Source organism: Alphaproteobacteria bacterium (genome assembly GCA_035625915.1).
Taxonomy (GTDB): Bacteria; Pseudomonadota; Alphaproteobacteria; order JACZXZ01; family JACZXZ01; genus DATDHA01.
The window spans coordinates 26,361-38,612 of record DASPOR010000039.1; the positions used below are offsets into that span (position 1 = coordinate 26,361).

Genomic DNA, 12,252 nt, shown 5'->3' on the forward strand with positions numbered 1-12,252 from the left:
CCTATGGCCGCCTACCAGTACATCTACGTCATGAATGGCTTGTCGAAGACCTTCGCGGGGGGCCGGCAGGTCCTCAAGGACATTCGACTCTCGTTCTTTCCGGGCGCGAAGATCGGCGTCCTGGGTCCGAACGGCTCCGGCAAGTCGACACTCTTGCGTATCATGGCAGGGGTCGAATCCGATTTCACCGGCGAAGCCTGGGCGGCCGAGGGTGCGAAGGTCGGCTTTTTGCCGCAGGAGCCGCAACTCGACCCGAAAAAGGACGTGATCGGCAACGTGCTCGAAGGGGTCGGCGAGAAAAAGGCGCTGCTTGATCGCTTCGAGGCCGTCAGTGCACGCTTCGCCGAGCCGCTCGATGACGACGAGATGAACGCCTTGATCGCCGAGCAGGCCGATCTGCAAGCCAAGATCGATGCGATCAACGGATGGGAACTCGAGCGCCAAGTGGAAATCGCGATGGACGCCCTGCGTTGCCCGCCGGGTGACGCGGACGTGAGCACGCTTTCGGGCGGCGAGCGCCGCCGGGTCGCCCTTTGCCGGCTGCTCCTCTCACATCCGGACCTTCTGCTCCTGGACGAGCCGACCAACCACCTCGATGCCGAGTCGGTCGCCTGGCTCGAGCGATTTCTTCACGACTATGACGGCACCGTTGTGGCGGTAACGCACGATCGCTATTTTCTCGACAATATCGCCGGCTGGATTCTCGAGCTGGATCGAGGCCGGGGCATCCCCTTCGAGGGCAACTATTCGTCTTGGCTGGAGCAGAAGCAGAAGCGCCTTCAGCAGGAAGAGCGGCAGGAGGAAGGGCGCCAGCGGGAGCTGGCGCGCGAGCTCGAATGGATTCGCGCAACACCGCGCGCGCGTCAGGCCAAGAGCAAGGCGCGCGTGACGGCATACGAGGCGTTGTTGGCGGAAAGCCGGGACCGCAATCCCGACCAGGCGCAAATTGTGATCCCGGCCGGACCTCGGCTTGGCAATCTCGTGATAACGGCGGAGCATCTGCGCAAGGCCTACGGCGACCGGCTCCTGATCGACGATCTCAGTTTTCGCGTACCCCCCGGCGCAATTGTCGGCCTGATCGGCCCGAATGGCGCGGGCAAGACCACGCTTTTCCGGATGATCGTCGGCGCCGAGAACCCCGACGGTGGGGCACTTCAGCGCGGCGATACCGTCAAGTTCGGCTATGTCGATCAGTCGCGCGAATCCCTCCGCGCCGAGAAGACCGTCTGGGAAGAGATCTCCGACGGGCTCGATCAGATCGAGCTTGGAAGGCACCGTGTCGCGAGCCGCGCCTATGTGGCCGCGTTCAACTTCAAAGGTACCGATCAGCAGAAAAAGGTCGGCCAGCTTTCCGGCGGGGAACGCAACCGCGTCCATCTCGCCAAGATGTTGAAGGCCGGGGTCAACGTGTTGCTGCTTGACGAGCCGTCGAACGATCTCGACGTCGACACGCTTCGTGCCCTCGAGGACGCACTCCTCGCCTTCGCAGGGTGTGCGCTCGTCATCAGCCACGACCGTTGGTTTCTCGATCGCATCGCGACGCACATCCTGGCCTTTGAGGGTGACAGCCAAGTTGTCTGGTTCGAGGGCAACTACACCGATTACGAGGCCGACCGTAAGCGTCGGCTCGGGCAGGAGGCCGACCAGCCCCACCGCATTAAGTATAAGCCGTTGGTGCGGGCATGAGAGCGGTCGAGGGCCTCGTCACGTTCTAGTGTGGCGAATCCGAAATTCGACTTATCTGGGTGCGGGACCGTGAGCGAATTTCGGATTCAAAGCCACACGAGGAATATATTGTATCGAGTATGGTATTCGGATTTGAAGCTCCTAAACGCGGATGCCACCAAAATGACAGGAACTTCAAATCCACCACGCTAGCTCTTGCTTTTGAGCTGGTCGATTTTCTGATGAAGCAAGGCCGTCAACGCGGGCACGCTCCCGTTGTTGCGCTGGAGCACTGCCGCGAACTCCGAACGTTGCGTGACGACGAGGCTTACGCCCTCGACGACGACATCGACGATCTTGAAGCCGTCGGGGGTGCCGCGAACGCGCCACTGAACTTCGGTCGGCTCGTCGCCGGGCAAGCCTATGTTGGTGAACACCCAGGCGCCCTTCTCGCCGTCAGGGGTCGATGCGGTCACGATAAAATCTTCGCCCGCATAGGTATTGAACCGCGCGGCATAGGTTTCCACGACGTAGTCCTTGAATGTGTCGATATATTTGTTCCGCTCGTCTTCGTGTAAGTTTCGCGCATAGGTACCGAGCACGAAAAGACCGATGGCGCGGACATCGAATCCCTCGAGGAAAATTCGCGCCAGCTCTCGAACGCGGTCATCCTTGCCGAGCGATTTGTTTTTGAGGATGGCGATGACTTCGTCGGCGAGACTTTTGATGAAATTCGCCGCTTGCTCGGGAACATCGTTGGCGCGCGCCAGGCGCGGCGGACCAAAGCTGGCGGCCAACGCAACGATCGTTCGGGACAGGAATGCTCTGCGGGACCACATGTCGGCGCGGCTATTGGGGTATTTGAGAAACCGCATCGTCCGAATTCGCCGGTTTCGTCGAATCGCTCGGCGTATCGTTCATCTCGTCGATCTCGATCGACGGTGCTACGATATTGCTGCCCGAGGCCCCCTTGGTGATCTGATCCTGGCGGCGTTGGCGATAAAGGCTTCGCAACGTGGCGTAATAGTCGACTGACGTGCGCCGAATTTCGTCGAGCGGGGCGATCAGCGGTTCGCGCTTGTCGATGCCTTCGTATGCGGCGCGCGCAACGGACTGGCCGAAGGTCGCATAGTATCCGACAGGATCCGCGAAGTTGTCGACCACGAGCCCCGTCGCATCGCGGGGATTCGAGGGACCGAACAGCGGAAGCATCAGGTAGGGCCCTTCATCCACACCCCATTTCCCGAGTGTTACACCGAAATCGGTGTCGTGGGCCTTAACCCCGCCGCGGTCCGCCGCCACGTCGAAAAAGCCGGCAAGGCCCACCGTGAGGTTGATCAGCAAACGAAGAACTGTGTCCGCGGCGCCGTCGACATCGCCCTGCAGCATCTGGTTCATGAAGACGTCCGGCGAGCGCACGGTCTGGATCATATTGTGCATGCCCTTGCGAAATTCCGCAGGTGTCTCGCCGTAGACCTGCGCCACCGGTTTTACGATGTTGTCGTCGAGGGCCAAATTAAAATCGAATATGTCGCGGTTCATCGGCTCGAGGGGATCATTGGCCTCGTTGAAGGAGGCGAGTGCGGCAGGATCGGTCGGGGGAGTTGCGCAGCCCCCGACGAGCGCCGAGGCCAGCAGAACCGATCCGAGCGAAAGGCCGAGCCGAGGTAGCCTGCGGTCCTGTTTGTTATTCGTGCTTGCGGGCATCCCGTCCCTTTCCGTCTCGGCGTAGGCACTCAATCGCCACGCTGACTGCGGCGCGATTGCCGAGCCAACCTGCCAGCGTTGCATTGCGAACCCTTAAGACCCCCTTCGTGCGACCGGGCGCTCTTGCGAAAGCGCCTCTTGCCGATCAAGACAAGCTCAACTGCGGCTCGCCTCCCAAGCCACCATGCAGCCGACGTCCCAAACCCCGGTAACGTCGTCTTGCATGATCAATTCACCTAACACAGGAATAGTTAAAAGACCAGTAGCGAGGGAAAACGCGGAGCGATTCGTGCGTCTCGAGCTGGCGACCGCAATTCGCTCGAGTCTCCATTAAGCGGAGAAGATTGCGCGCGAAAGCAGTCGCGAGTGCCCTTTGGCCGAGTTCTTCAAGCGTCGAGGATCGACCGACGGAAGTTCCGGATTGCCTTCGGAGGGTGAGCCCGACGATGATGCGTTTATGGGGTGCGAGGCGTCCCACGGACCCTATAGGCAAGTGTGAGATTTAAGCGGGGCGGCCGAGGGATGAGCCCCAGACAGGGGAGAAAATAGGATGGGACCTATCCCGATGCACTCCCTTGTATTCTGACGATTTTTCTTGTATTCATAAAGATATGTTTATATTGATATGATTGTATTGCCTTGGAGTTTGGCTATGGCCTTGGCCGGCATGCAACATTCGCCTTCAGCCGCGGCATCCGAACCGGGAATGGAGCGGTTGCTTGCAGGGTTGCGCGCGGCGGCGGAGCCGACCCGGTTGCGCCTCCTGACACTCTGCGCCCACGGCGAACTTACAGTCAGCGAACTCACGCAGATCCTCGGCCAAAGTCAGCCGCGCGTCTCTCGCCATTTGAAGCTTCTTTGCGAGGCAGGCCTCCTTGAGCGATTCCGCGAAGGAACCCATGCCTTCTTCACCTTGGCAAAGGAGGGGGAAGGGGCGCGTCTGGCAGAACTTCTAGTCGATCTGGTTCCGGATGAGGACGTGACCCCGGCGCTCGACCTCGAACGGCTGCAGACGATAAAGGCAGCGCGTGCCGAGGTGGCGGCCAAGTACTTCCGCGAAAATGCCGGGCAGTGGGATCGGATGCGCTCGCTCTATATCGATGAGGCCCTCGTTGAGCGCGCCCTCCTCGATTCTCTGCAAACTGAGGACATTCACGATTTCGTCGATGTGGGTACGGGTACGGGACGGATCCTGGAGCTTATTGCGCCCCGCGTCGGTCGGGCCGTCGGGGTCGATTTGAGCCGCGAGATGCTCTCGGTCGCGCGCGCGCACATCGAGAAATCCGGCTTGCGCAACGTGAGCGTGCGACACGGCGACATGTATCAACTGCCCTGGGCGGCGGGCTCATTCGATGGGGCAACGATCCATCAGGTGCTGCATTTCGCCGACGATCCGGCGGGTGCGATCGCGGAAGTCGCGCGCGTCCTGCGCCCGGGCGGTGTTCTTTTGATCGTCGATTTCGCGCCGCACGACCTCGAATTCCTCCGTACCGAACACGCCCACCGTCGGCTCGGCTTTCGCGATGCGGAGGTGAGGCAATGGCTGATGGCGGCTGGGTTGGCGCCGGAAGAAGTGCGAGAGTTGCCAGGCGATCCGCTTACCGTTGCGATTTGGCGCGCACGTCGCGGCAATGGGGGAAATGGGCGCGCCGGTGCCGCGCGTAGCGTGCGCTGATGGCGTCCTTCTCATCTCGACAACGATTGGAGCGCTTGCCGTTCTCCGGGCCGCTCGCGCACGGGGCAATCAAGGTGTCTTTCGAGTTCTTCCCGCCCAAGACCGAGGCAATGGAGCACCAGCTTTGGAATGCAATTGAGCGGCTTAAGCCCCTCGACCCCTTGTTCGTCTCCGTCACCTACGGTGCGGGTGGGTCGACGCGCGAACGCACCCACGCGACGGTGCGCCGTATTCGCGGGGAAACCCGGCTCGAGCCGGCAGCACACCTTACCTGCGTCGGCGCCACCCGCGAAGAGGTGGACGCTGTCGCCCGCGATTATTGGGGAGCCGGCATTCGCCATATCGTAGCTCTCAGAGGCGATCCGCCCGCACCTGCCGCGCGCTACGAACCCTATCCGGGCGGCTACGCCTACGCGGCAGACCTCGTGAGTGGGCTGAGGCGCGTCGGCGACTTCGAGATTTCAGTTGCCGCCTACCCCGAAATACATCCCGAAGCGAAAAACGCAGCCGCCGATCTCGACAATCTAAAACGCAAGATCGACGCGGGTGCTACGCGCGCAATCACGCAGTTTTTCTTCGACGTTGGCGTCTATCTGCGTTTCGTCGATAAATGTCGCGCCGCGGGGGTTACCGTGCCGATCGTCCCGGGCATCCTTCCGGTCACGAATTATACGCGTGTCGTGCAGTTCGCGCAGAGCTGTGGCGCTTCGATACCCCGCTGGCTGGCCGGCCTCTTCGAGGGCCTCGACGATGACCCGTCGACGCGGCAACTCGTTGCCGCGACCGCGGCGGCCGAGCAATGCCGGGAGCTTTACGCGGAAGGCATTGACGAATTCCATTTCTACACCCTTAACCGCGCAGATCTGTCCTACGCAATCTGCCACATTCTTGGCCTTCGACCCGTGCCGGACGCCGCGGCCGAGAACTTGCGAGCGAAAGCATGAGCCGTCTTCTCGATATTCTTTGCGAATGCGTTGTGCTTGCGGACGGTGCCATGGGAACGCAGGTTCAGGCCCGCAACCTGGATACGGACAAGGATTTTCTCGGCCACGAAAACTGCACCGAGATCCTCAATCGAAGTCGTCCTGACCTCGTCCGCAGCATCCACGTGGCCTATCTCGAGGCTGGATCCGATGCGGTCGAGACCAACAGCTTCGGCGGCTCCCCGGTGACCCTGGCGGAATTCGGCCTGGAGGCGGAAGCGTTTGATCTCAACAAGCGCGCGGCTGAAATCGCCCATGAGGCTATCGACGAGTTCAAGGGCGATGGCCGAGAACGCTTCGTCCTGGGCTCGATCGGTCCGGGCACCAAGCTGCCTTCGCTCGGCCAGATCGAATATCAACGGCTCGAAGACGCCCTGGCGATCCAATCGGCTGGACTCTTGGCCGGCGGGGTCGACGCAATTTTGATAGAAACCTGCCAGGACCTCCTCCAGCTCAAGGCCGCCGTCAATGGCGCCAAACGCGCGTGCGCCAAGTCGAACGCCACCTTGCCGATCATGACCAACGTCACGGTCGAGACCACGGGCACGTTGCTCGTCGGTGCCGACATCGCCGCCGCGGCGACGGTTGTACACGCGCTCGGCGTCACGGTCATGGGTGTGAATTGCGCGACAGGCCCGCAGGAGATGGCGGAGCATATACGTTGGCTTTCCCAGAACTGGCCAGGGCTTCTCCTCTGCTTGCCGAACGCGGGCTTGCCCGAGCTCGTCGACGGGCACACGCACTATCCTCTCAATCCCGACGAAATGGCGAAGTGGCTCGAGCGTTTTGTCGAGGAGGATGGGCTCAATCTGATCGGTGGCTGTTGCGGCAGCCATGAGCCGCATATCGCGGCACTCGACGCCATGCTGAAAAAGCGGGCGGGGGGCAAGCTGAGGCCGACGCCCGCGCGGCGCAAATCGCTTTGGGTGCCAGGCCTCGCCTCGCTTTACTGCCAGGTCCCGCTGCGGCAGGAAAACGCCTACCTTTCAATCGGCGAACGCTGCAATGCGAATGGCAGCCGTCAGTTCCGCCGGCTTCAAGAAGCGCGCGATTGGGAGGGGTGCGTGGAGATGGGCCGCGAGCAGGTGGCCGAGGGTTCCCATGCGCTCGATATCTGCACGGCCTTCGTAGGCCGCAACGAGACTGAGGACATGACCGAAGTGGTAACGCGCATGCGCAGCGCCGTTACCGCACCGCTCGTCTTCGATTCGACCGAGCTTCCAGTGCTCGAAGCATCCCTGAAGCTTTACGGCGGCAAGGGTGTGCTCAATTCGATCAACTTCGAGAGCGGGGAGGAACCGGCCGTCAAACGCATGGAGCTCGCACGCCGCTTCGGTGCGGGCGTGATTGCCCTTACCATCGACGAGCGCGGGATGGCAAAGACCGTCGAATCGAAGATCGCCGTCGCCAAGCGCCTCCACGAATTTGCTTGCGGGCGCTTTGGCTTGCCGTCCGCCGATCTGATGATCGACCCGCTCACCTTCACGATTTGCACGGGCAATGAAGACGACCGCAAACTCGGCCTTTGGACGCTCGATGCCATCGAGGGTATTCGTGCGGCACTCCCGGACGTGCAGATCCTCCTCGGCCTCTCGAATATTTCCTTCGGTCTCAATCCGGCCGCGCGCCAGGTCTTGAATTCGGTCTTTCTCGACCACGCCTATAAGCGCGGACTCACCGCGGCGATCGTGCATTTCAGCAAGATCTTGCCGCTTCATAAAATCGGCGAAAAGGAGCTCGAGGCGGCGGAGAACCTGATTTTCGACCGCAACCCGGACGCATTGCAGAATTTCATGGCGCTCTTCGCCGATCGTCTTGAGGAACAAAGGGCCAAAAAGACGCGACCCGAAAAAGTCGAGGAGCGTCTGGCGCAGCGCATCGTCGACGGCGACCGACAAGGCCTCGAGGAGGACTTGACGCTTGCCATGAAGTCATACCCCGCGCTCGACATCATCAATCGCTTCTTGCTCGACGGAATGAAAGTGGTCGGCGAGCTGTTCGGCTCCGGCAAGATGCAGCTTCCATTCGTTCTCCGCTCGGCGGAGACGATGAAGGCGGCGGTCGCCTATCTCGAGCCTCACATGGAGCGGGTGGAAGGTCAGGAGCGGGGCATCATCGTGCTGGCGACCGTGAAGGGCGACGTGCACGACATCGGCAAGAACCTTGTCGACATCATCCTTACCAACAATGGCTACAAGGTCGTCAATCTCGGCATCAAGCAGCCGCTCCATAATATCCTCGAAGCGGCGAAGGAACACCGCGCACAGGCGCTCGGCATGTCGGGTCTTCTCGTCAAGTCGACCGTGGTGATGCGCGAAAACCTCGAGGAAATGACCAAGCTGGGCGTCGATCTGCCGGTCCTTTTGGGTGGTGCAGCACTCACCCGTCAATATGTCGAGGAGGACTGCGTGCGCGCCTACGCAAGCGGGCAGGTCGCTTATGCGCGCGACGCCTTCGACGGGCTACACCTCATGGATAAGGTCGTGACGGGTAAATTCGCCGCGTTCGCGGGCGAGATTGCGGCGAAGCGCCAGGCCAATACATCGGGAAAACCGGCCCGGCTGCGCGGTGTATCGCGGGAGGCGGCGGCACCACCTCAACGGCCGGTCGATTTCGAGGAGATCAGACTTCATCGCGCGGAACTTGCGAAGGGTGTCGACGTACCCATTCCGCCATTCTGGGGCCCGCGCGTGGTCGCGCGCGTCCCGGTCAAGTCGCTGGTGCCCTATCTCAACGAGCGGATGCTTTTCCAATTTCACTGGGGTTTCCGCAAGGAGGGACGCCGGCTCGACGAGTATATCGAATGGGCGCGCAAGGAGCTTCGTCCCGTGCTGAAACGCATGCTGGACATCTGTATCCAACAGGACATCCTCAAGCCCCAGGCGGCATACGGTTTCTGGCCATGTGCGGCGAACGGTAACGACGTCATCCTCTTCGATCCCGATAACGGGGCCAATGAAGTGGCGCGATTTTCCTTTCCGCGCCAAGCAAGGGAAGGCGGGCTCTGTATCGCCGATTTCTTTCGCGACGTGAACGATAGCGAACGGGACGTGATCGGCCTTCAGGTCGTCACCGTCGGCCAGCGCGCCTCGGACGTGGCCCGGCAGTGGTTCGCCGAAAATCGCTATCAAGACTATCTCTATCTTCACGGGTTCGGCGTGGAGATGGCGGAGGCGCTCGCCGAATATATCCATAAGCGGGTACGTGGCGAACTCGGATTCGCAGGGGACGATGCGCGCGAGCTCGGCAGTTTACTTCAGCAGGGCTATCGCGGGTCCCGCTATTCCTTCGGATATCCCGCCTGCCCAAGGCTCGAGGATCAGACGCAGCTTTTGAGTCTCTTGGGTGCGGAGCAAGTCGGCATTACCTTGAGCGACGAATTTCAACTCGAGCCCGAGCAGTCCACCTCGGCGATCATCGTCCATCATCCCCAGGCGAAATATTTCGCGGTGTGACGGCGGCGGCTTATGGCTCGCGCGTCGCTCGCATTCGCCCTCGAAACTAGGAGATTCGAATCCCCTGGTGGTCCTGGGCGGTATTCACCGTAATGGTTGCGGGAATGCCGCCCGTGAGGAGTGGTACGGGGACCGGTGCGGGCAGTGCTTTCACGACACGACGTTCGGCATAGGTGGGCATCGCACTCGCGAGGGAGGCAAGGACCCCAGCACAATAGGGGAGCGACTGCGCCATGAGCATGGCGGCCCAGGTGACCGCTTCCTGGTTGCGCCACCCGCTTCCGAGCGTGCCGTCGCCGATAAGGATCACCACGGCGCCGAGCCAAAGCAGCAGGCACAGCACGAACTCCTCCCATGCGACGACGATGCCGCGGACGACCGCGGATTTGTCTTCGCATTTCGGCGTTCTCAAGAAGGGGCGCTTCTTCGTGAAGAGGCCAGTAAGCACGGCCTTCGAAACCGCATGGGTCAAGGCCATGCCGGCGATCGCCGCGCCGATGCGTTCGCCGAGGCCGCAATCGACCTTCGCCTTGTACAGCCACAGCGTTTCGACGACTTTGAACCCGACCATCACGAGGGCGGGAACGACGAACACGGTCAAGGGGTATTCGAACCATCGCGGCCAGAGTGCAAGGAACAAGGTCCAGACAAGGGCAGCGAGCGTGAAAAGAAGTTGGAGCGCGTCGCCGAGCCACGGAAGCCACCCGGCCAGGAAGTGGAACTTCTGTGCGAGCGATAAATTCCTGTCAGCCGGTGCGAACCAGCGGATGTGCCGTTTCATGATCTGCATGGCGCCGTAAGCCCAGCGGAAGCGCTGCACGCGATAGGCGGCGAAGCTGTCCGGCGTCAGACCGCGTCCGAAGGATTCCTTTATATAAACGGTCTCGTAGCCCGCGTGCATCACACGCAAGCCGAGTTCGGCATCCTCGCAAATGCACCACTCCGCCCAGCCGCCGAGCTTTTCAAGAAGCGAGCGGCGCACGAGCGTCATCGTGCCGTGTTGAATGATCGCGTTCGATTCGTTCCTAAGCACCATCCCGAGATTGAAGAAGCCGGCATACTCCCAGTTGACCGCCTTCTTGAAGAGGCTCTCGCCGCCGTCGCGGTGGTCTTGCGGGCATTGGACAACGCCGACCTTCTCATCGGCGAAATAGGGGGCAGTGGCCTTGAGCCAATCCGCTCGCACGACATAATCGCTGTCGATCACGCCGATGATCTCGGCTTCGGGATCGCACGCACGCAGGCCAAGATTGAGAGCACCGGCCTTGAAGCCCTTAAGCCGGTCGACATGGATAAACTTCACCCGCTCGCCAAGGCTTGCGCAGTGCGCCTCGACCGGCCCCCACACTGCCGGGTCCCTGGTGTTGTTGTCGATTACCAGAATCTCGAGGTTGGGGTAATCGAGTTTGGCGAGACTGTTCACCGTCTCGATCACCATGCGTGGTGGCTCGTTGTAGATCGGAAGGTGAAGCGAGACTCTGGGCAGACGCCCAGCCGGCTCTGGGGCGAGCGGCTTGAATTCCCGGCGCCAACGCTTGGTCCAAAGCATCACGGCCATCTGCCCGCTCTCGGTCACGAGGAGTGCGAGAAGGCCGATCTGGCCGATCACCATGACGCTCCAGAGTGCCGTACTCGCCGGTGTCATGTACCGCTCGGCACCGGCAAGTATGGTCCAGACCAGAAGCGAGCCGGCCGCCTGGGCGAGGGTTGCGAAGAAAAGTCGGCCGCCGAAGCGAAGTTCCGACCAGCGATAGAGGAAGAACAATATGGCGGGGAACGCGAGCAGGCTTCCGGTAAGCGCCAGCGCCGGCCAGTAGCCGTTTTCGATGACGGGGCCGGTGAAGGAGTATTTGGCGTGCCGGTCCGCATCATAAAGTCCCCAATAGGCGCCTGCGGTCCCCTCGATCTTCTCCTTCCAGGGTTGGTCGAACGCCTCCATGAGGAAGTACTGGACGCCCTCCCGGTCCGCGAAATTCAGGAACTCGCGCATGAAGCGAGCCTGATTGGCGAGGCTCGCCTGGGCGAGACCGAGCTGGCGCCCTTTGCTCGGCCAACCGACCTCGGTCAGCACCACGGGCTTGTGAGGGTACTCTTCCTTGAGCTGTTTGTAGCGGAACTGGATGTACTTGACCGCATCCTCGATCGGCACGCCCTCCCAGTAAGGCAGGATATGGACGGCGATATAGTCGACCTCCTTGACGAGTTCGGGATGGGCAAGCCAGACATGCCAGGGCTCCGCCGTAGAAACCGGAACCTCGATCTGGCTACGCGCCCGCCTCAAATACTGGATCATTTCCGGAACGGTCACGTCCGCGCGCAGAATCGCCTCGTTGCCAACCAGGACCCGGTCGATATTAGGGTAGCGCCGCACCATGCTGACAAGCGACTGTAATTCAAGCTCGTTGAGTTCGGTACGCTTGTCGAGCCAAGCACCCGCGGTGACCCTCAAGCCATATTTCGCGGCAAGGCCGGGGACGTCTTGAACACCTTCGGTAGTGCTGTAGGTGCGCACCGCGCCCACGGGAAGTACCGCGAGATCATTATCGATTTCTTGCTTGGTCGGAAATTTGCCAGTGAGGGGATTCTCCCCTTCGCGATAGGGGCTGAACGACACGCCCTGGATATTGCCCGACCACGATGGAACGTCGAGTGGTGAGTTCAATGCCCCCCACACGGCGAGGTTGGCAAGCACTACCAGGGCTATGACGATCAGGTTTGAGCGACGCATTAATTTGTCTTCTCGACGCACAATTACGTTTGCGAACGG

General features: G+C 61.2%; 7 protein-coding genes. 4 read left to right on the top strand and 3 right to left on the bottom strand.

Annotated features, from left to right (window positions below; translation table 11 throughout):
- Window positions 1-3 precede the first annotated feature (3 nt).
- Window positions 4-1,686 carry an energy-dependent translational throttle protein EttA gene (gene ettA / locus VEJ16_03560; protein ID HYB08728.1) on the top strand — a complete coding sequence of 561 codons (1,683 nt, stop codon included), beginning with the start codon at window positions 4-6 and terminating at the stop codon, window positions 1,684-1,686.
- A 188-nt stretch (window positions 1,687-1,874) separates the two neighbouring features.
- Here the strand turns inward: ettA and VEJ16_03565 are convergent, their stop codons facing one another.
- Both VEJ16_03565 and VEJ16_03570 read right to left on the bottom strand, forming a co-directional pair.
- Window positions 1,875-2,540, bottom strand: a complete 666-nt coding sequence (locus VEJ16_03565; protein ID HYB08729.1) for an ABC transporter substrate-binding protein — start codon at window positions 2,538-2,540, stop codon at window positions 1,875-1,877.
- The gene (locus tag VEJ16_03570) at window positions 2,515-3,372 is read right to left on the bottom strand and encodes a VacJ family lipoprotein (protein ID HYB08730.1); all 858 of its coding nucleotides are present in this window, start codon (window positions 3,370-3,372) and stop codon (window positions 2,515-2,517) included. Before VEJ16_03570 ends, VEJ16_03565 begins: the two co-directional genes overlap by 26 nt.
- 706 nt (window positions 3,373-4,078) lie before the next feature.
- Between VEJ16_03570 and VEJ16_03575 the strand changes: the two genes are divergently transcribed.
- From VEJ16_03575 to metH, 3 genes are all read left to right on the top strand, one after another.
- Window positions 4,079-5,047, top strand: coding sequence for a metalloregulator ArsR/SmtB family transcription factor (locus VEJ16_03575; protein ID HYB08731.1), 969 nt, complete (start codon window positions 4,079-4,081; stop codon window positions 5,045-5,047).
- A 110-nt stretch (window positions 5,048-5,157) separates the two neighbouring features.
- The gene (gene metF, locus VEJ16_03580; GenBank protein ID HYB08732.1) at window positions 5,158-5,991 is read left to right on the top strand and encodes a methylenetetrahydrofolate reductase [NAD(P)H]; all 834 of its coding nucleotides are present in this window, start codon (window positions 5,158-5,160) and stop codon (window positions 5,989-5,991) included.
- Window positions 5,988-9,485 carry a methionine synthase gene (gene metH, locus VEJ16_03585; protein ID HYB08733.1) on the top strand — a complete coding sequence of 1,166 codons (3,498 nt, stop codon included), beginning with the start codon at window positions 5,988-5,990 and terminating at the stop codon, window positions 9,483-9,485. The genes metF and metH overlap by 4 nt, the downstream gene beginning before the upstream one ends.
- Window positions 9,486-9,531: 46 nt before the next feature.
- On the opposite strand, the gene VEJ16_03590 is transcribed toward metH, so the two are convergent.
- A complete protein-coding gene (locus VEJ16_03590) occupies window positions 9,532-12,213 on the bottom strand; it encodes a glycosyltransferase (protein ID HYB08734.1) in 2,682 nt (893 codons plus the stop codon).
- Between the last annotated feature and the right edge of the window lie 39 nt (window positions 12,214-12,252).

What these genes read in the sequence shown, in the direction of transcription:
- ettA (HYB08728.1), top strand. Translation starts at nt 4, where the DNA reads ATGGCCGCCTACCAGTACATCTACGTCATGAATGGCTTGTCGAAGACC.
- VEJ16_03565 (HYB08729.1), bottom strand. Translation starts at nt 2,540, where the DNA reads ATGCGGTTTCTCAAATACCCCAATAGCCGCGCCGACATGTGGTCCCGC.
- VEJ16_03570 (HYB08730.1), bottom strand. Translation starts at nt 3,372, where the DNA reads ATGCCCGCAAGCACGAATAACAAACAGGACCGCAGGCTACCTCGGCTC.
- VEJ16_03575 (HYB08731.1), top strand. Translation starts at nt 4,079, where the DNA reads ATGGAGCGGTTGCTTGCAGGGTTGCGCGCGGCGGCGGAGCCGACCCGG.
- metF (HYB08732.1), top strand. Translation starts at nt 5,158, where the DNA reads ATGGAGCACCAGCTTTGGAATGCAATTGAGCGGCTTAAGCCCCTCGAC.
- metH (HYB08733.1), top strand. Translation starts at nt 5,988, where the DNA reads ATGAGCCGTCTTCTCGATATTCTTTGCGAATGCGTTGTGCTTGCGGAC.
- VEJ16_03590 (HYB08734.1), bottom strand. Translation starts at nt 12,213, where the DNA reads ATGCGTCGCTCAAACCTGATCGTCATAGCCCTGGTAGTGCTTGCCAAC.